Raw genomic sequence first — 18,573 nt, 5'->3', positions numbered from 1 at the left:
GGTGCCGTTCGAAACCCACAAACCGACCGCCAGCGAACGCCGGACAATGGAACCACTCGACCGCTACCGACCCATCATCGACGACTTCGAGGCGTTCATCGACGCATGTGAACGCCCGCTGCCGTCGGCTGTCAGGGTCAACACGATCAAAGCCACCGTCGAGCGGGTCCGGACGGCGCTTGCGGATGCAGACATCGCCTACGACCCCGTCGACTGGCACGACGGCCTGTTCGTCCTGCCCGAGGACTCCCCCGGCGCGAACTGGCCGTACTTCCACGGCTGGATTCACGGGCAGGAGGAGGTGTCCGTGATTCCGGCGACCGTACTGGACCCCCAGCCCGGCGAGCGGGTCTGGGACGCCTGTGCGGCACCGGGGAGCAAGACGACCCAGCTCGCCGCGCTGATGGAGGATACCGGTGAAGTCGTCGCAACCGACAACAACCTCGGGCGGATTTCGGCGTTGCGGACCAACACCGAGCGACTGGGGGCGACGACGGTTGCCGTCACCCACGAGGACGGCCGCAACCACTCGCTCAAGCCCTTCGGCGGCAAGGGGTACGACCGGGCGCTCGTCGACGTCCCCTGTTCCTGTGAGGGGACTATCCGAAAGAACCCCGACACGCTGGAGGACTGGTCGCTCTCGCACGTCGAGGGTATCTCCGGCGTCCAGAAGGGCATCCTCAAACGCGCCGTCGAGGTGACTGAGCCCGGGGGGACCGTCGTCTACTCCACCTGCACGTTCGCCCCGGAAGAAAACGAGGCCGTGCTGGACTACGTGCTCGACGAGGTCGCCTGTGAAATCGTGGACTACGACCTCCCGCTCGATCATGCACCGGGGATCACCGAGTGGGAAGACGAGAGCTTCGACCCCAGCGTAACCAGCGCTAAGCGCATCTACCCGCACCACAACGACACGGGCGGGTTCTTCTGTGCGAAACTGGAGGTGCCCGCGGAATGAGCAACCAGAGCACTGAGTTCACGCGACTCCCAGAGACGGACGAAGCGCGTGAAGACCCCGAGCGAGCGACCCGACAGGAAGTGCTCGGCTTCTGGGCTGAACGCTTTGGCGTCCCGCCGGAGACCTTCGAGGGGTACACCTTCTGGGAGCGCGGTGCTGGCAAACTATGGCTGTATCAGGGCAGCCCGCCGTCGCCGGTGGACATCGAGGGCTTGGGAATGACGTTCCTGCGAACGCGTCAGGAACACTGGAAGCCGACGCTGGAAGCCGTCCAGCGGTTCGGCGAGTACGCCAGCCAGAACGTCATCCACCTCGATGAGGACGCCGCCCGGGCGTTCGTGGCCGGCGAGGATCAAGAACTCGACTGGGACGGTGACTGGGGGTATCTCGTCGTCACTCACGACCTTGCTGGTGCGGCTGAACCGGTTGGCGTCGGCCTGTACGTCTACGGCGAACTCAGGTCACAGGTGCCGAAAGGGCGCCGGCGAGAAGTCTAACCCGACGACCCACCCGTCCCACTGAGAACCAGTTAGCCACTGGAAGACTGTGTGGCTGCCGTTCCCTGCATCGCGTATAGCTCCGCGTATGTCCCGTCGCCGTCAAGCAGTTCGGCGTGGCTACCCTGTTCTGTGACCTGCCCGTCCTCAACAGTGTAGATTCGGTCGGCGTTCGAGACTGTCGAGAGACGGTGGGCGATTGCGATCACAGTCTGGTCCCCGTCAAGCGTCTCGACAGTACGATGGATTTGCCGTTCCAGATTTGAGTCGAGGTCGCTAGTGGCTTCATCGAGTACAAGCACCTCCGCGTCGGTCAGGAGCGCCCGGGCCAGTGCGACGCGCTGACGCTGTCCGCCGGAGAGTTTCACGCCATCGTCGCCTAACACCGTGTCGAGCCCCTGTGGAAGGTCATCGAGAAACTCGAGAACGAGTGCCTTCTCAGCGACTTCGTAGAGCGTCTCATCGGAGATATCGCGGCCGGCAGTGAGGTTGTACCGCAACGTATCGTTGAAGATGTGGGGGTCCTGTCGAACCATCGCAACAGCGTCACGCCATTCCTCAAGGGCATAGGCCGAAATCGGCGTCCCGTTCGCCAGGATATCACCACTATCCGGGGTATAGAGTCGCGTGAGCAGCGAGACAACTGTTGATTTGCCGCCACCGGACTCCCCGACGATGCCGACGAACTCCCCTCGCTCGACAGCCATCGAGAAGTCCGCAAGCACTGGCTCGTCCTCGTAGGCGAACGAGACGTTCTCGAACGCGATTTCCCCAATTCGGTCTGGGACCGACTGCCCGCCAGTTGGCTCCTGCTGGGCTTCGAGGCGGTCGATGAACTGGTGGGTTCGGACCAGATGTGGGAGCTCTCCCTCGATAGCGTAGATGGTAGAGTTGAGCGAACTCAGCCGGGGGGCGAGTCGGAGCATCGCGAACAGGAACACGCCGAGTTCCGCGATAGATAGCGCCCGAAAACTGATGGCGACGTAGACGAGCCCAAACAGGAGCAGCGAGACCGAGAGGCGATAGAGGCTTCCGATTGCAACCTGGTTCCGGCGGACGGCAACGCTAGTAGAGGTGTACCGGTCGAGTGTGGACCGGAACTCAGCAAGCAGTCCGTCGTGCATACCAAACAGCTTCACGTCACGGATACCTTGCGTCCCCGCCTGTGTTGTCTCCTGCAGCTGTTCGTTTGCCGTCGCCACACGGTCGCCAACAGCGTACCCGGGCTCGATGCCGTATCTGATGATTGCCGTGACACCGCCGAGGGCGACAGCCGCACCGACTGCTAGCACCGGAGCGATAGCCAGTGCGATTCCGATATACACCAGACAGAGGATTCCCTGCTGGAAGAACTGGATTATCCGGCCGATGACACGGCCGGCGTACCGGGTCTGTGTCAGAATCGTGTTTATGATGTCATCGGACCCTTTGTCGTCGTAGTAGCCGACTGACGCGCCCATTGCCAGTTCGTAGGCCAGGTCTTTGAGGTCACGTTCGTACGTCTGTGTGAGCTTCGCCGCGAGCCATTTCACGGTAAACGACGCTGTATATCGGACAACCATCACGAACGCGAGACCGGACAGCAAAAATTCGAGTGTGAGCGGGAGTCCCGCAGCGGCGTACGCGGAAAGGAATTGGCCGGTGACGCCGTCCGCCTGAAGCGGGAGACCCTGCCCAGCCTGTGCGGCGTCGAGTATCGGAAACAGGAACGAGAGGCCAACACCCTCCAGTAGCATCACGAAGAGGCTGGCAGCGACGATACTCCCCGTCAGTGCCGGCCGGTACAACGCTACGCGGCGCAACGATGCGTATTTTTCACTGACGGAAGGAGTCGTAGCCATTGTTCAGGATGCGGTTTCTATGCGGCATAGTTACCGGCTTACTACGGCCGGGTCGTTTGGGAGCGAAGGGCACGTCTAACGGCAGCCAGAGTCACCATGGAGGCGAAAAGAGGCCATAACAAATAGTGCGAGTATCGCCGATATCCATATGGTCGCGATAGATTCCGGATCGACTGTTGTCGCAACTGACGACTGCGTCACCACGACTATCGACGGCGAAATCGTGTTGCTCAACAACGAGACGGGACGGTACCAGGGCCTGTCAGGGGTCGGCCCGGACATCTGGGACCGAATTCAGGAACCGACAGAACCAGCGGCAGTCGTCTCGGCGCTGGTCAAAGAGTACGATGTCGACAGGAACCGGGCCGCAAATGATGTGGAACGCTTTCTGGAAACGCTTGCCGCGGAGCAACTCATCAAGGTCGATGCGAACCCGACTCCGTGAGTTCAGGGCGTTGTCACGGGCGCAGAAGCTATTGCTCTGTGAAGCAGTGGTACTGATCATTGCGAGCAAAGTACTGCTTACAGTCGCCGGGCTGGAGGATGCAGAGTGCTGTTTCGGCACAGTCTCCCAGTTCTTCCCGTGTCATCGACAGTCTGGATCACCAGAGTCAGTACGCTGGGCGGTTTCGACAGCTGGATCGTGTCTTCCGGGCACCTATGATTGTCTTGAGCGGGCACTCACTGGGAGTACATTGCTGAAGGCGAGTGATTCGCCACATTGTCTCCGCTTCGGTGTGGATACACAGTCCGATACGTTTGAGGCTCATGCTTGGGTCGAGTCAAACGGTGATGTCCTTATCGGGGATGTCGACGACTTTGGGCGTTTCCGACCACTCACGGAACGCGAAGTACGCGACTAACGGATAGTAAACACCCTATTCTGTTGAAATTCAGCAGTAATAGATAATATAACAAATACATATATGCCTGAAAGCAGATGTGGAGGTAACCAATGAAGGAATACGAAACGCCGTCGGTCGAAACGTACGGAACTGTCGAAGAAAAGACGAACTGGTGGGATCACGACGACGGATACGGGAAGTGGAGCTAGCGTCCACAGTCTGTTCACACATCTAGCGGACTTCTCTTTTTATCAGTACTCGATACTGGCACTATTCAGTGGATACATTGCGACGGTTTCGTGGTTGTGTACTGGGAGTAGAGAGTCCATTCTTATCCACCACAGCAGTCAAGCGGTCTGGTATGAACCAGGGGTGTCGTAGCTGGGGTGTGTCTCACCACAGACGGAATCGATGGACAACTATGCGGGGAGGACACTAGTCGGATGGCGACAGCAAACACAGCCACGTACGAAGCCTTTGGGCTGACAGTCCGCTCGGCCTTCGACGTACCGGAGCTTCCGCCCGTTGAGACAGCGCCTGACGGGCAGGCTGATGTCACTATCACTGAGGAACGGATTCCCCGCCCACTATCGGCTGCGTCCGGGTCAACCTTTCACGCGGTAACCGAGCGCGAATACTACCTTCTGTACGATGCCGCAACGGTCAGAATTCTCGACGGGAAATCCATCGCTGTAGACCCGGCCTCGGACGTGCCAGGCGAAGTCCTCCGCCACGTACTGGTCGGCCCAGCGTTGAACCACCTGCTGGATCAACGGGGCTACTTCGTGCTGCACGCCAGTACCGTCAGCATCGACGGGCGCGCAGTGGCGTTCGTTGGGGAGTCGGGAGTCGGAAAAACGACAACTGCGATGGCCTGCCTGCTCGACGGACATCGTGTCCTGAGCGATGACGTAGCTGCGATAGCGCTGGACGATGCGGGACCAGTCGTCCGAAGTGGCTACCCATCGATGAAACTCGATCCGGAGGCGGTCGAGGTGTTTGATCCTCCGGTCGAGCCGCCGGAACAGGTCCACAGCGGTCGCCCTCGGCACTTCTATGGGCTCAGGCACGACCAGCCCGCGACCCCGGTGCCGCTAGAACGGATTTACCTGCTCGAAGACGGCGAGACAATCGAGGTGGACGCAGTCAGGCCGGACGAGCAGGTCATGGCGCTCGTGGATAATACATACACGCTGGGCGCGCTGGAAGCCGACGGCCAGGCCGCGTCCAATTTCAGCACCTGCGGAGAGATTGTCGAGATGACTGATATAAAACGGCTTCGCCGACCGCGAAATCTCGATGCGATTCCGGATGTCGCAGCCCGGATTCAGTCTGATCTCAAGAGTGACTCATGCTGACGGAGGCTGAACCCGAACTTCAGGTGGTCGTCGATTGTGCTCGTACCGCAGTCGTCACCGACGCTTCCCCCGATCCTCCCGCGGTGGATGGGACGCCAGACTGGGACCGCGTCGTTGCACTCGCCCAGTATCACGGTGTTGTGCAACTCCTCTATGAGGGACTGGAAGCGATGGCACGCGAGAGTGATGATGAGTTCACCGTGCCAGCGGCCGTGTTGACACGACTTAGCAGCATCGTACAGGGAAAACGGATGCGGAATCTCGCGTTTACGACCGAGTTACAGGAGATAATCGAGAGTTTTGAGAAGCGTGGTGTCCGTGCGATACCGTTCAAGGGGCCGGCGCTGTCCGCCGCCGCTTACGACGACGCAACGGTGCGTGAGTACAACGATCTAGATCTGCTCGTCCACCCAGAAGATATCCCCGCCGCTGCGGATATTCTCGAAGGACGAGGATATGAGTGGCGCGGGGGCACGCCGCGGTTGGATGACGCCGCGCTGTTAGGCGGTCCTGTGACGAAGGCAATCGTTCACGAGTACGAGATGCGTGGTCCGGAGTTCGACGTGGAACTTCGCTGGCGCGTGGGCGATGCCGAGCGACCGTTCTCCATCCCGTTCAGTGAACTCTGGGACCGCCGCGACACCATAGCGGTCGGCGGCCAACCGCTTCCAGCACTTGCACAGCCAGATCGGCTGCTCGTGTTAGCGTTCCACGGAACCAAGCACCGCTGGTATCTCCTGAAGTGGCTCTGTGATTTCGTTGCGGCACTGGAGTCGACAGACGCCGACTGGTCACACGTCCTCGCTCGGGCGCAAAAAACTGGCGTCGAGCGTAATCTACTGCTTGGGGCCGCGCTTGCCCGTGCTGTCTTCGGGTACACCCTCCCAGCGCCGCTACTGGACCGCCTTCGTACGGACAGCCGCGTGTCCGAATTAGCCGAAACCGTCGTTGAGTCGCTGGCCGCTGGGACGCCAGAGGCGCCCACACAGTTCGAAGCCGCTCGGTTTTATCTGGCTGCCAGCGATTCGATGACAGCGCTGTTGCCGCTCCTGCTGTTACATTCGTCACTTCACCCGACCTACTCGGAGTACCAGTTTCGCCCGCTCCCCGGCCCGCTGCATCCGCTGTACTACGTCATTTGGCCGCTCCGACTCCTCCTCGAAACGCCACAGTGGCGGCGACAGCCTTCTGAGAAGCGACGTGACGAAGCGACCTGAACAACGATTGCTCCTTTGATAGCGATGTGAGATGCTGTACCTGAGAGCGGAGTCCCCACCGTTTCTCACAGACCACTCATTCCCGTGGCTGGATTGTCCCCTCACCCAGTCCTTCCCAGGCGACGCGGTAGCCAAGGCGCGCGAGCGCAGCGCTGTCGTCCGCAACCCCGTACGCCGAGAGTCGATCGGTCGCCGTCTCGTATGCCATTCCGGGTTCGATTTCCTCGGCCAGTTCGTCCAGTACGGTGGGGTCAACGAGTGTGCGGCCGACGCGCTCGTGAGCCGGAAAGACCACATCTTCCAGCGCACCCTCGCTAACACCGTGCTCCGCGGCGAGGTCGGCGAGTGAGATAACGTCGGCAACCGGCCGCAGTTCGTCGGATATCTCTGCAACGCTCTCATGCACGAGTCGCTCCTCGTAGGGTCGCAGGGCGTCTCGCACATCTTTTACTCTGACCGTGCCGGAGTACGGAATTGCCCGATTATCCGTTGCCTCGATTTCCTCGCCGACGCCAAGCGATTCGTCGACTGCGACCAGCATCTCGATCTCCTCCAGTGCGTCAAGACGGGCAAGTTTTTTCTCGACGTACTCCGGCGTCCAGAACCCCATGATTTCGAAGAAGACGCGGAAGGGTGTGTCGCCGTCGGTCACGTCCGAACCACCCGTACTGCGACCGGTATCCCGCACCCCGGTGTCAGTGCCGGGTCGCCACTCGAATGCGAAGTCCGGAATGACGACGTGTTCGCCGGCGCGTAACGGCTCCGGTTCGCGTATCAGGTCCCAGTCGAGGTCCAGTGCGGCGAACCGGCCGGCGAAGTCGGCTTCGACGCCGCTGTCGTAGCTGACCTCTGTTACGGGCTCGACACCGGGAACGGAGACATCTCCATCTGAAAGGGTGAGTTCCCGCTCGGTGCCCCGGTCGTCGATGGTTGCCGTCAGCTCCCACTCGTTTGCGGTCGCGACCGTTCGCAGGAGGCGCGCGAAGCGGGTCCCGTACCGGCGCGTGTTCGAGAACAGCGCGTCCGGTCCTGTAACGACGACTTCCCGACCGTTCCCTGTCCGACGGATCTCGTACATCAGCCGGAGGCGTTTGACCGCCGAGACGAGCGCCTTCGGATCGGAGGAACGGACTCGCACCTCTGTCGCGTCGAACAGCGCCGTTTGCGCCAGCGAGAGATTGTACTGGGTCCGAAGTTCGGCCGGCCCCCAGCGAGAGTCCACCTCCGTGAGGACCTGCCGAGAGCCCCGGTCGGCGTACAGCGTGTCGGCCAGCGATGCGGCATCCGTGCCGAAGTGGTCAGCCGCTTCGGCGAGTGCCTGCTGGCGCTCGGCTTCGGTCACGACGCCAACGTCTGCAGCGGCTTCGAACACCCGACGACGGGCACGAACAGGGTCGATCGGGGCGTGCGTCTCAAATGTTGCTTCCCGTTCGACGAGTTTCGCCAGCCCGCGGACCAGCTTGAAATCGTCGGCCTCCCGTTCGACATCCGCGAGTGCCGTCTCCAGCGTCTCGCGGGACTCGCCGATGTGGCCCTGATAGATACCGAGTACGCGGGCCGCCAGTTGCTCCGCGTCGGCGTCGGCGAACTGCAGGTGATAACCACCGCCCGCGCGGGACACCCGCAGGAGGTCTTTCGTCAGCACACGCGTCCCTCCGCCACGGAGCGACAAAAACACGGGGAGTGACGACGCCCCCGCAGAGACGCCCGTCGCAGCCGGCATCATTCCGCCGGATGTCTGTCCTCAAAGGTGACTTCGACAGTTGCATCGTCCGCGATCGACCGGCCGACGGCACGTTCGAGGTCGGAGACAAGAGCCGGATACGGCCGGTCGGCGGGCCGACTGACCGCGACGGTGACCACCCGGTCCAGCCGGTACACTGAGACGCCGCCGAACCGGGTCTGGACCGACTGTAATCGGAGCCGCTCGTATGATTCGTTGGACAACACTTCGGTAACAGCGTCGTTTACCGACGTTTCGACCTGCATCTGTTGGGCGGTGACCGTCCCGGCACCGGCGAACGCGACCAGCAGCGCCAGAACGGCGACAACGGTCGGCGCGTACGTCCGGACCGTCGCGCTCGGCGGGCGGTCGGCTGCCCAGTTTAGCGGACGGAATCCGAGTCCCCAGAGGACGAGAACGCCGGTAAGGTTGATTGACGCAACGTTGACCAGCAGGAGGATACCCGCCCCGAGTGCGACGGCCGGCAGTCCCCAAGCGATACCAACCCCGATGGCCGCAGCGGCGGGGATGAGCGCAGCAGCGATCATCACACCGACCAGTGAGACCGGCAGTGCCGTCGCCAGTCCGAACGCCCCAGCGGCTCCAGCACAGAGTCCGACCGCAAGCGATAGAAAGCCCGGCGAAATGCGCTGGGCGATCTGCTGGACTGTCGTGACACGGAGCTGTCCGGGGACGAACCCGCTGTGTCGGATGAACAGTCCGAACAGGGCCGCGCTTCCGATGGCGACGGCGAGCCCGAGCAACTGGTCGCGGACGCCCTCGACGATGAGCCGGCGGTCGCTGAGCGTCGTCCCGACGCTGGCGATGAGTGCGGAACCGACCTGTGGCGCGATGACCATCGAGCCAACGACGATAGCTGGAGAGTCAAGAAGCAGACCCGCCGTCGCGACGATTGCACTCAGGACCGTCATTCCATAGTAAGTCCCTTGTCCGGGGTTCATGCCGACCGCGCGACCGCGGAGTTCGTCGTGGGAGATGCGGTCCTCGTGGCGGCGGGCAGAGTTTGACTGGTCCGGCCGGGCAGTCTCGGCGTTCCCGACGACAGTGTACCGGTCGGCATCGAGCCCGGTCGCTTCGAGATCGTCGAGCACCTCATCGACGGCCTCCGGCGGGAGCGGAAACTGCAACAGCCACGCCGTCTCGTCGTCGCTCGTCTCCTTGGTCTGAACATAACTGATATCACGGTCGTCCAGCACGCCGCAGACGCTGTTGAGGACAGCGTCGGGAACACGGATGTGTATCAACCGCACTCGGACGCACCTCGCGACCCGCAACACTGGCGATTAGCATCGAGCATTTCTCTGCTTCTCGCCGGAGAGAGCCATAGTTATCAAGGTGGTAAGTCCGGTTAGCGTTGGGAGTGCCTGGGCAACGACATATCGCCCGCTACCTGCGTCGCCTGGCGACCCGCTCTTCGGCGGTTTCCTCTGTCACGAGTTCGTACAGCAGTGCCCGTCCGCCGTCGGCTTTCGGTCGGAGAATACGGCCAAGTCGCTGGGTAAACTCCCGCTCTGAGCCGCTCCCCGAGAGGACGACGGCGACGTTCGCGTCAGGCACGTCCACTCCCTCGTCAAGGACGTTCGCGGTCACGACCCGGGAGTACGTCCCGTCACGGAACCGCTCTGAGTCATCTCCCGACGCTCGCTCGCGCCAGTCTCGTGCGTTATCGCCGGAATGAGAAACCGCTCGGAGAGGCGATACACGAGGTCGGTGTGGGCGGTGAAGACGATGATCCGGTCCTCGCGGTGGCGGTCCAGAATCGTCGCCAGCCGGTCGACCTTCCGCTTGGCATTCATCATCACCTCGCGGGCGCGCTGTTTCGCGAGCAGCGCCTCGCGAGCCGCCGGGTCGTTGCCGGACCGCTTCACGAGTTCCTGATAGTCGCTGCCGGATCGGAGTTGGATGTTGGATTGCTTGAGGTAGTCGGTGAACGTCCCCTGATACTCCTCGTAGCGGTCCCGTTCGTCCGGCGTGAGTGAGACTTCGAGTCGCTTGATATCGTAGTCCGCGAGGTGCTCGCCCGCCAGGTCGTCGACACTGACTCGCTGGACGAGCGGTCCGACGAGGTCCTCTATGACCTCGTGGGCTCCGTCCGGCCGCTCGAACGTCGCTGTCAGTCCGAGCCGCGCCGGCGCAGCGAGCAATCGAGCGATATCCTGATACCCCTCCCCGCCGAGGTGGTGGACCTCGTCGAAGACGACGAGCCCGAAGCGGTCCCCGAGTTCGTCGGCCCGCAGGTATGCCGAGTCGTACGTCGACACAGTGATATCCTCGACGCGCTGTTCGCCCCCGCCCATGCGGCCGACCGGCTGGTCGAACTCCCGTTGTAGCTCGCGCTGCCACTGTTCCAGCAGGTCGATGGTCGGGACGACGACCAGGGTTGGCGCCCCCAGCGCGACCATGGCTGCGATGCCGATGACGGTCTTGCCACTCCCTGTCGGTAGTTCGAGACAGCCTCTGTCCTCAGCTTCACGCCAGGCGTCCAGTGCCGCTTGCTGGTACTTTCGGAGGTCATACGCCGTCGAAAGCGCCAGCGACGGGAGCGAGAAGACGCGCTCCTCATACGCCAGTTCACGATCGTCAAGCGCGCTCCGGATGTCGGCGTACCGGTAGGCCGGCGCCCGCCCTGTCTGTGAACGCCGGTCGTACTCGACGCCGGGCAGGTCCGACGGTGGGTCCCCCGACACGCGAATGGTCCCCGACTCGTACGTCAACTCCAGCACACTCCGGGGTTCGCCGGTCCGGCCGATAACGCTTTCGCGGGCCACGCCGCTGCGTGTGTTGCCTGGATTCCCGTCTTCAGCGTAGTGTTACGTCGACAGCGGGTGAAAGAACAATACAGTTTACATCTATTCACCCCCTATTACTCCAACTATGGACGACACGCGTACGACACTACTTGCGCTCTTTCTGTCGGTAGTGCTGACCCTCACTATGATACCGGCGAGCGTGGCCGGAACACAGACGGCGCAGGACACACTGACCGTCGATAAAGGCGGGAGTGCCGACTACCAGTCGATACAGGCCGCTGTGAACGCTGCCGACAGCGGTGACACCGTCGAGGTCCGGCCGGGCACCTACCGGGAAGAAGTCCGAATCAACGAGAGTATTACCCTCGTCGCACCCGGCCGGGCGATACTGGACGGTTCGCGGTTCGTCAACGGAACCGGCGTCACGGTGGCCGGCGCAGCCGACGCGAACGTCACCGGATTCACCGTGCGGAACTACCGCTTTGGCGTCGCCGCCAACGGAACCAGCGGTGACTGGACGGTCGTGGACACGACCGTTATCGCTGCCGATGTCGGCGTCTACGCGCCGAATACGACCGGAAACTGGACTATCGAGGACGCCGCCGTCGCCAGCACGACCTACAGCGGCGTGTTCGCCCGTGGCACCAGCGGCGACTGGACGATCCGCAACACCCGCTTTGTCGAAGTTGGCGGTGACGGCGTCGACATCCGCAAGTCCTCTGGCGACTGGACGGTCGCCGCGGTCGTCGTCGATCGGTCCGGCGCAGACGGCGTCGACGCCTCCGGCACAACTGGTGACTGGACGGTCCGGAACACGGAGGTCCGCCGAAGCAACACTGGCGTCAAGGCTATCGACAGTGGCGGCAACTGGACGGTGACTGACCTGACGGTCCGCCGGAGCGACACCGGCCTCGTAACTGCTTTTTCGACCGGCGCGTGGACGCTGGAAGATGCATCGATTGAGACCCGAGATGTCGGTGTCTTCGCCGCTCGAACAGCCGGTGCATGGACTATCCAGAATACGACCATTGAGAGCCAGCAGCAGGGAATCCACGCCGTCAACACCAACGCATCGTGGACCATCTTTGAGTCGACTATCTCTGTGACCGCTCAAAGGGATGCTATTGGTGTCGACGCTCGGTCTGCGACCGATGGCTGGTCACTTACCGACGTCACCATCGAAAGCCCCGGTATCGAAGTTGCCGAATGAAGGGACCACGCCAGCGGTGTCTCCCCGTTACGGGCTGCCACTCTCGCCACCAAAGCGAAGCCCTTAATTAAAACACCCCCCTCTCCCAGAGTGCGGGACCGTGGGGTAGCGGTATCCTCGGCGCATGGGGTGCGTCGGACCTGAGTTCGAATCTCGGCGGTCCCACTTTCTCTAAAGCGTGATGAAACCAGCAAGGGAGTAGTGCAACCCTTTCACCCTCACTGTGTCCAGCCACGGTAGATTCGGGTTACTTGCATACAATTCATATGCCTGTCACTTTCTAGCTGAACTGTGGCGGACAGGCATTGCGATATCCTAAGGCGAAATTGTCACGAGAGCGGTGGAGACATAGTCGGTAACGACGTAGTTCAGACAGGCGGTTGGTGGGTGACGCCTGGCGTCACTTCCAGGTGAAGTACGTCAACACACCGATTCCAAGCGTTTCGAGCATCTGGAGCACCATCATCACCTGAACAGCTACCGCAGGCATCGCCGGGGCCGTGAAATAGAAGTACAGAGCAACGGCGTTCTCCGCGAGCAGGAACGACGCGAACACGATGGAACCCAGCGTCAGCGGGGCACGGATTTCGCGGTAGGTCTGCACCCAAATAGTAATAAGGACGCCCAGCAGTAGGATGTTGGCCGCGGCGGCGATACGGGCCCCGTTCAACACGAGACTCATGCTGTGGGCTCCTGTGGTCGGTTCGCTCCCGCTGGTCGTTGGCAGTGTCGTGTCGTGTGCATATCAGTCGTCCACCTGTCTGAGGATTCGCTCGACCGTGTCCCAGTGGGTTCTCGCACGTTCGCTTGGGAGATAGATAACGCCGTAGTCGGCATCGCTACTGGTGATGACCCCGTTCTCTTTGAGCACATCGAGATGGTACCGGATTGTGTTGTATGCCAGATCGAGATCATCGGCGAGCTGGTTGGCGTTTCGCGGCTGGTCGGCCAGCGCGCGTAAAACACGGGCACGGTTGGGTCCTCCGCGAGTACCTGCCAGCGTTTGCCAGAGGACCGTCTCCATTCTGGTCACATTTCCGGTCCGGATGGCAAGAATCCACCGACATACGGGCTAGACGTGCGAGTCGGCTTCGATGGGGCACACCGGTGGAGGCTCGCGATCGCAGGGTACCACGCTCCCACTCGGGGTCCGGAACCACCCCCGAATTCAGCGTGTCAAACCTATTCTCCATGCGTTACAGTTCTGAGAATAGTGGATAAAACAGTTTCGACGAATCAGAAGAGATAGGCGGTTTCAAACCCTCTAGGAGAATTTGAGTGAGAATTGAGAGAGACTCACGAAATGTACTATTTATCTGACAAACTGAGCAAGTGATGTATGACACCAGACACGACTCGACGACGGATTTTGTTCGGTATCGGAACCGGTGTGACAGTCGGTCTCGCCGGCTGTAGCGGCGACGGTGGCGGCGGTGCCGAGCCGACCGAGACGGACAGCGGCATGGACACGCCGATGGAGACCGACACAGATGCGCAGACCGAAGCGGAAACCGACCCGGGAATGGCGGCGGTCCGGGTGGCACACATGTCGCCGAACGCCCCGAACGTGGACGTCTACGTGGAGGGCGATGCAGTCCTCGAAGACGTGCCCTTCGGTGCGGTCAGTGAGTATTTGGACGTGCGCGCGGGAGAGCGGTCGGTCGAGATTACCGCCGCTGGCGACCCGGACACGTCGGTGTTTTCGGGATCCGTCCCAGTGGAAGCGGACACCGAGTACACTATCGCGGCAATCGGTGAAATCGGCGACGACGCCGACCAGGCGTTCGAACCGCTCGTACTGGAGGACGACAACAGCGACCCCGGCGGCGATACCGCACGCGTCCGTCTGGTCCACGCCTCGCCCGACGCGCCGGCCGTTGACGTGACCCTCGCATCGAACGGCGACACGCTGTACGACGGCGTGGAATACGGCGGCTCCGGCTACGTCGAAGCACCCGCAGGCGATTACACGCTTCAGGTCCGGGGTGACACGGAAAGCAACGACGGCGATGTCGTTGCGGAGTTCGACGTGAGCCTGGCCGGGGGCGAAGTGTACACCGCCTTCGCGGCGGGCTATCTCTCGCCGGATGACGAGCCGGCCGACACGCCGTTCGACCTGCTCGTGACGCAGGACACGGCCGGCGACGGTATGGAGACTGAAACCGAATCCGAACCAGCAAGCGTTCGGGTGGCACACATGTCACCGAACGCCCCAAACGTGGACGTCTACGTAGAGGGCGATAAGGTCCTCGAAGATGTGCCTTTCGGTGCGGTCAGTGAGTATCTGGACATCCCCGCTGGCGCGCGAGCGGTCCAGATAACCGCTGCCGGCGACCCGGACGCGTCGGTGTTCGAGGGCGGCGTGCCCGTCGAGAGTGGGCAGGCGTACACTGTCGCCGCAGCCGGCGAAATCGGCGACGAGGCCGGTAAGCCGTTCGAGCCGCTCGTCCTAGAAGACACCACCGCGGCGCCCAACAACGGGACGGCCCGGCTCCGTTTAGTTCACCTGTCACCCGACGCTCCACAGGTCGACGTGACGGTCAAATCGAGCGGCGACGTGCTGTTCGACGCCGTGGATTTCAGGGAGTTCGGCAGCGTCGAAGTGCCGGCGAACGAGTACACCGTTGAGGTTCGCAGCGCCACGCCCGAGAACGACGGGGACGTCGTCGCGGAGTACGACCTGGGACTCGCGAGCGAAACGGGCTACACCGGCTTTGCAGCGGGGTATCTCTCGCCGGACGACGAGCCGGCCGACACGCCGTTCGACTTGACCGTTGCACAGGACGCGGACGGGATGTAACGTTCTGCGGGATGCCGTAGGCGCTATTCGCCGGTATTTGCCACGGTCGACTACGTGGGACGATTTCCTCTACACTTTTGTGACGCCACTAGCAAGCGGGGGTATGGGAAAGGCAAACGACGTAGACTACGCTGACCTGCACGACCCGAACGCAGAGTACACGATGCGGGAGCTCTCTGCGGAGACAATGGGTGTCACCGCCAAGCGCGGCGGCGGTCGCGACGTGGAGATCACCGACGTTCAGACGACGATGGTCGACGGGAACTTCCCGTGGACGCTCGTTCGAATCTACACCGACGCAGGCATCGTCGGCACGGGCGAGGCCTACTGGGGCGCGGGCGTCCCGGAACTCATCGAGCGGATGAAGCCGTTCGTCGTCGGCGAGAACCCGCTGGACATCGACCGCCTGTACGAACACCTCATCCAGAAGATGAGTGGCGAAGGGAGCGTCGAGGGTGTCACCGTGACAGCTATTGCGGGTATCGAGGTCGCACTGCACGACCTCGCGGGCAAGATCCTCGAAGTGCCGGCCTACCAGTTGCTCGGTGGGAAGTATCGTGACGAGATGCGCGTGTACTGTGACTGCCACACCGAGGAAGAGGCCGACCCCGAGGCCTGTGCCGAGGAGGCTCGCCGCGTCGTTGACGAACTGGGCTACGATGCGCTTAAGTTCGACCTTGACGTGCCGAGCGGCTTGGAAAAGGACCGCGCGAACCGTCACCTCCGTCCGGGCGAAATCCGCCACAAGGCCGAGATTGTCGAGAAAGTCACCGAAGAGGTCAAAGACGAGGCTGACGTGGCCTTCGATTGTCACTGGACGTTCTCGGGTAGCTCAGGCAAGCGTCTTGCCGATGCCATCGAGGAGTACGATGTCTGGTGGCTCGAAGACCCCGTTCCGCCAGAAAACATCGAGGTCCAGGAAGAAGTCACCAAGTCCACGACGACGCCGATCACTGTGGGCGAGAACCGCTATCGTGTCACCGAGGAACGCCGACTCATCCAGAACCAAGCTGTCGACATGATCGCGCCGGATATGCCGAAAGTCGGTGGGATGCGCGAGACGCGCAAGGTCGCCGACGTGGCGAACCAGTACTACATCCCGGTCGCGATGCACAACGTGTCCTCACCGGTGGCGACGATGGCGAGCGCACACGTCGGGGCTGCCGTCCCGAACTCACTGGCTGTCGAGTACCACTCCTACGAACTCGGCTGGTGGGACGATCTGGTCGAGGAGACCGTCATCGAGGACGGCTACATCGAGATTCCGGAAGAGCCGGGCCTCGGGCTGACGCTCGATCTCGACGTTGTCGAAGAGCACGTTGTCGAGGGCGACACCGTCTTCGACGAAGCGTAAGGCTCGGCCCCATCGTTGGTGTTGACTGGGGCGGCACCGGGTGACGTGGTGGTCACCCGATAGTACTCACGGCGGCACAGTTACGCCGCACCGAACTCGACGCCGGTGACCTCGAAGCGAGCACCGCCGGCGTCGCTTTCCGTGACCGTTATCGACCAGCCGTGGGTATCGACGATCTCATCGACGATTCGGAGGCCGAACCCGGGACCCGAAGCCAGCGAGTAGCCGCCCTCGAACACCGTGTCGCGCTCGTCGGCCGGAATCCCGACGCCGTCGTCGGCGACGTAGAAGCCGTCGTCCAGTTCGCCGACAGTGAACGTCAGGTCAGCGGTTGCTCCCTGCGACTGTGATATCGAGGTTGTCGCACGCTGTTCGCCGGCGTCTTCCTGTCTCTCGGTGTCTGGCGTCTGTCCATGTTCCACACTGTTGCGGATCAGGTTCTCGAACAGTTGTCGCAGCCGGCTGGGGTCCGCCCGGACCACAGCCGAGGTCTGTAGTTCCAGTGTTGCGTCACCGGTCTCGACAGTTTGCCAGCACTGCTCAGCGACTGTCTGGAGTGGCACCGGCTCGCTGTCGAGCGCTGTCTCGCCGTTCTGGGCCAGCGTCAGGAGGTCGTCGATGAGCTGTCCAATACGGCCGTGAGCTCGCTTGACCGCGTCGAGATGCTCACTATCCTGTTCCATCCGTGCGAGTTCTAGCTGGCCCCGGGCAACATCCAGCGGGTTCCGGAGGTCGTGACTGACGACGCTGGCAAACTCTCCAAGGCGCTTGTTTTGCTGTTCAAGGGCCTGTTGGCGGCTTTCGCGATCGGAGACATCACGTCCGATACCGGCCACGCCGGCTGTCGAGCCGTCAGCAGCCGTTATCCGGCCCCCGGTGAATTCGTATGGAACTGTCGTGCCATCGGCAGTCAGCAGATCGGCTTCGAACGACGTTTCACCCGCCTCAAAAGCGGTCTCGATACCCTGTCGAACGGTTTCACGATCTGATGGGGCGAAGAGTGCTGTCAGCGCCATCGGCGCGAGATCAGCGTCTGCGTACCCGGTGGCTGCCGCCAGCGCATCGTTCCAGCCAGCCAGATCGCCGTTCTCATCGAGTTCATAGAACAGATCCGGCACTGCATCAACCGGTGCGTCAGGGCGGTCAATTTCTGTAACATGTTTCGATTCGCGTCGCTTCCGCTCGGTGATGTCACGGGAGGCGCCGACGATTCTGGCGACCGTCCCATCCTCAACAATGGGTTGTGCCTCGGCACGCACCCAGCGCTGTTCGCCATCCGGTCTGGTAATTCGGAATTCGAGGTCGACGGATTCGCCGGCTGAGACGCGCTGCATCGACTGGACGACTCTATCCTGATCCGTGGGATGAATCGCCGTCATGAACCCCGCGGGGTCGGTTTGCAGCGACTCGACGGAGCGGCCGTAGAGCGTTTCGTATGCCGAATTAACGAACTGTATCTCGGTCCAGTCCCCGGAGAACACCCATAACAGTTCATTCGACTGTTCTGCCAGTTCTGTGAGTCGCTGTCTGGTCCGATTCGCGAGTTCTGTTGACCGGTGATGTTCAACGAGCAACCGAACCCGATTGGCGAGGAGGTCGCTACAGTCAACGGCTGTGTCTCTTCTGAAAACGTCGGTGACTCCGTTGGAGATTGCGTCGCTGGCAACGGAGTCCGACTCGGTCAGCAGCAACACCGGGACATTGCTGTCCCGCTCGTGGACCGTGTTAGCGAATTCACGGCCGGACCGGTCCGGGAGGTTGTCCGCGGCGACGATGCCATCGATAGCCGTGTCTTCGAGCCGTTCGAGCGCACTGCCAGCCCGGGCAGTCGTCGTCAGTGTCAGCGAGTCCGGGTCCCGATTATCCGGGAACTCGACAGTCTCGTCGAGTAGCGGTGTGTCGTCGACCTGCAACACGTGTATCGAATCCGCGGTCGCATATGTGTCAGCCATCTTGTGTAAATAGAACTGCATCACCCCTCTTGAAGCTACGCCTGCAG

Annotated in this window: 15 protein-coding genes, 1 tRNA gene and 1 pseudogene; 10 read left to right on the top strand and 7 right to left on the bottom strand. The window is 62.0% G+C overall.

What is annotated here, in order from left to right; genetic code table 11:
• Window positions 1–46 precede the first annotated feature (46 nt).
• Window positions 47–958 carry an RsmB/NOP family class I SAM-dependent RNA methyltransferase gene (locus tag ACODNH_RS16890; RefSeq protein ID WP_306706248.1) on the top strand — a complete coding sequence of 304 codons (912 nt, stop codon included), beginning with the start codon at window positions 47–49 and terminating at the stop codon, window positions 956–958.
• Entirely contained in the window at window positions 955–1,455 is a 501-nt protein-coding gene (locus tag ACODNH_RS16885) for a DUF7122 family protein (RefSeq protein ID WP_434530616.1), read from the top strand. Before ACODNH_RS16890 ends, ACODNH_RS16885 begins: the two co-directional genes overlap by 4 nt.
• Window positions 1,456–1,487: 32 nt before the next feature.
• On the opposite strand, the gene ACODNH_RS16880 is transcribed toward ACODNH_RS16885, so the two are convergent.
• Entirely contained in the window at window positions 1,488–3,296 is a 1,809-nt protein-coding gene (locus ACODNH_RS16880) for an ABC transporter ATP-binding protein (protein ID WP_306706243.1), read from the bottom strand.
• Window positions 3,297–3,444: 148 nt separating this feature from the next.
• Here ACODNH_RS16880 and ACODNH_RS16875 point away from each other — a divergent pair, with 148 nt between their 5' ends.
• The 4 genes from ACODNH_RS16875 to ACODNH_RS16860 all read left to right on the top strand — a co-directional run bounded on the left by ACODNH_RS16875 (window position 3,445) and on the right by ACODNH_RS16860 (window position 6,716).
• Window positions 3,445–3,741 carry a PqqD family peptide modification chaperone gene (locus ACODNH_RS16875; protein WP_306706240.1) on the top strand — a complete coding sequence of 99 codons (297 nt, stop codon included), beginning with the start codon at window positions 3,445–3,447 and terminating at the stop codon, window positions 3,739–3,741.
• Window positions 3,644–4,159: a lasso peptide biosynthesis B2 protein gene (locus ACODNH_RS16870; RefSeq protein ID WP_306706238.1), complete on the top strand. Its 516-nt coding sequence runs from the start codon at window positions 3,644–3,646 to the stop codon at window positions 4,157–4,159. Before ACODNH_RS16875 ends, ACODNH_RS16870 begins: the two co-directional genes overlap by 98 nt.
• 425 nt (window positions 4,160–4,584) lie before the next feature.
• Window positions 4,585–5,499, top strand: a complete 915-nt coding sequence (locus ACODNH_RS16865) for a hypothetical protein (RefSeq protein ID WP_306706236.1) — start codon at window positions 4,585–4,587, stop codon at window positions 5,497–5,499.
• A complete protein-coding gene (locus ACODNH_RS16860) occupies window positions 5,493–6,716 on the top strand; it encodes a nucleotidyltransferase domain-containing protein (RefSeq protein WP_306706234.1) in 1,224 nt (407 codons plus the stop codon). The genes ACODNH_RS16865 and ACODNH_RS16860 overlap by 7 nt, the downstream gene beginning before the upstream one ends.
• Window positions 6,717–6,792: 76 nt before the next feature.
• Here the strand turns inward: ACODNH_RS16860 and ACODNH_RS16855 are convergent, their stop codons facing one another.
• The 3 genes and pseudogenes from ACODNH_RS16855 to ACODNH_RS16845 form a co-directional block, all read right to left on the bottom strand.
• Window positions 6,793–8,361 carry a DUF790 family protein gene (locus ACODNH_RS16855; RefSeq protein ID WP_306706232.1) on the bottom strand — a complete coding sequence of 523 codons (1,569 nt, stop codon included), beginning with the start codon at window positions 8,359–8,361 and terminating at the stop codon, window positions 6,793–6,795.
• A gap of 77 nt (window positions 8,362–8,438) precedes the next feature.
• A complete protein-coding gene (locus ACODNH_RS16850) occupies window positions 8,439–9,710 on the bottom strand; it encodes a TIGR00341 family protein (protein WP_434530615.1) in 1,272 nt (423 codons plus the stop codon).
• 136 nt (window positions 9,711–9,846) lie between these two features.
• A pseudogene (locus ACODNH_RS16845) lies at window positions 9,847–11,183 on the bottom strand (DEAD/DEAH box helicase).
• Between the two features lie 151 nt (window positions 11,184–11,334).
• Between ACODNH_RS16845 and ACODNH_RS16840 the strand changes: the two are divergent.
• Both ACODNH_RS16840 and ACODNH_RS16835 read left to right on the top strand, forming a co-directional pair.
• Complete coding sequence (locus ACODNH_RS16840; RefSeq protein ID WP_434530614.1) at window positions 11,335–12,420, top strand: NosD domain-containing protein; 1,086 nt, start codon at window positions 11,335–11,337, stop codon at window positions 12,418–12,420.
• Window positions 12,421–12,514: 94 nt separating this feature from the next.
• A tRNA-Pro gene (locus tag ACODNH_RS16835) sits at window positions 12,515–12,585 on the top strand.
• Window positions 12,586–12,820: 235 nt separating this feature from the next.
• On the opposite strand, the gene ACODNH_RS16830 is transcribed toward ACODNH_RS16835, so the two are convergent.
• Both ACODNH_RS16830 and ACODNH_RS16825 read right to left on the bottom strand, forming a co-directional pair.
• Window positions 12,821–13,102, bottom strand: a complete 282-nt coding sequence (locus tag ACODNH_RS16830; protein WP_306706224.1) for a hypothetical protein — start codon at window positions 13,100–13,102, stop codon at window positions 12,821–12,823.
• 63 nt (window positions 13,103–13,165) lie between these two features.
• On the bottom strand, window positions 13,166–13,444 hold the full coding sequence (locus ACODNH_RS16825) for an ArsR/SmtB family transcription factor (RefSeq protein ID WP_306706222.1): 279 nt from the start codon (window positions 13,442–13,444) through the stop codon (window positions 13,166–13,168).
• Window positions 13,445–13,759: 315 nt separating this feature from the next.
• Here ACODNH_RS16825 and ACODNH_RS16820 point away from each other — a divergent pair, with 315 nt between their 5' ends.
• A complete protein-coding gene (locus ACODNH_RS16820; protein ID WP_306706220.1) occupies window positions 13,760–15,220 on the top strand; it encodes a DUF4397 domain-containing protein in 1,461 nt (486 codons plus the stop codon).
• 103 nt (window positions 15,221–15,323) lie between these two features.
• Window positions 15,324–16,574 (top strand): mandelate racemase/muconate lactonizing enzyme family protein, encoded by a 1,251-nt coding sequence (locus ACODNH_RS16815; protein WP_306706218.1) that lies wholly within the window; start codon window positions 15,324–15,326, stop codon window positions 16,572–16,574.
• A gap of 80 nt (window positions 16,575–16,654) precedes the next feature.
• Here ACODNH_RS16815 and ACODNH_RS16810 read toward each other — a convergent pair whose 3' ends face one another.
• Window positions 16,655–18,526, bottom strand: coding sequence for a PAS domain S-box protein (locus tag ACODNH_RS16810; protein WP_306706216.1), 1,872 nt, complete (start codon window positions 18,524–18,526; stop codon window positions 16,655–16,657).
• Window positions 18,527–18,573: the final 47 nt, after the last annotated feature.

Source organism: Haloarcula sp. NS06, from assembly GCF_051122755.1.
Taxonomy (GTDB): domain Archaea; phylum Halobacteriota; class Halobacteria; order Halobacteriales; family Haloarculaceae; genus Haloarcula.
The sequence above is the reverse complement of the archived record's forward strand: the minus strand, read 5'-3'. Positions and strand labels throughout refer to the sequence as shown.

Coding starts and splice junctions, on each gene's coding strand:
- ACODNH_RS16840 (WP_434530614.1), top strand. CDS start 11,335: ATGGACGACACGCGTACGACACTACTTGCGCTCTTTCTGTCGGTAGTG.
- ACODNH_RS16890 (WP_306706248.1), top strand. CDS start 47: ATGGAACCACTCGACCGCTACCGACCCATCATCGACGACTTCGAGGCG.
- ACODNH_RS16875 (WP_306706240.1), top strand. CDS start 3,445: ATGGTCGCGATAGATTCCGGATCGACTGTTGTCGCAACTGACGACTGC.
- ACODNH_RS16880 (WP_306706243.1), bottom strand. CDS start 3,296: ATGGCTACGACTCCTTCCGTCAGTGAAAAATACGCATCGTTGCGCCGC.
- ACODNH_RS16865 (WP_306706236.1), top strand. CDS start 4,585: ATGGCGACAGCAAACACAGCCACGTACGAAGCCTTTGGGCTGACAGTC.
- ACODNH_RS16885 (WP_434530616.1), top strand. CDS start 955: ATGAGCAACCAGAGCACTGAGTTCACGCGACTCCCAGAGACGGACGAA.
- ACODNH_RS16825 (WP_306706222.1), bottom strand. CDS start 13,444: ATGGAGACGGTCCTCTGGCAAACGCTGGCAGGTACTCGCGGAGGACCC.
- ACODNH_RS16820 (WP_306706220.1), top strand. CDS start 13,760: ATGACACCAGACACGACTCGACGACGGATTTTGTTCGGTATCGGAACC.
- ACODNH_RS16870 (WP_306706238.1), top strand. CDS start 3,644: ATGTCGACAGGAACCGGGCCGCAAATGATGTGGAACGCTTTCTGGAAA.
- ACODNH_RS16830 (WP_306706224.1), bottom strand. CDS start 13,102: ATGAGTCTCGTGTTGAACGGGGCCCGTATCGCCGCCGCGGCCAACATC.
- ACODNH_RS16810 (WP_306706216.1), bottom strand. CDS start 18,526: ATGGCTGACACATATGCGACCGCGGATTCGATACACGTGTTGCAGGTC.
- ACODNH_RS16860 (WP_306706234.1), top strand. CDS start 5,493: ATGCTGACGGAGGCTGAACCCGAACTTCAGGTGGTCGTCGATTGTGCT.
- ACODNH_RS16815 (WP_306706218.1), top strand. CDS start 15,324: ATGGGAAAGGCAAACGACGTAGACTACGCTGACCTGCACGACCCGAAC.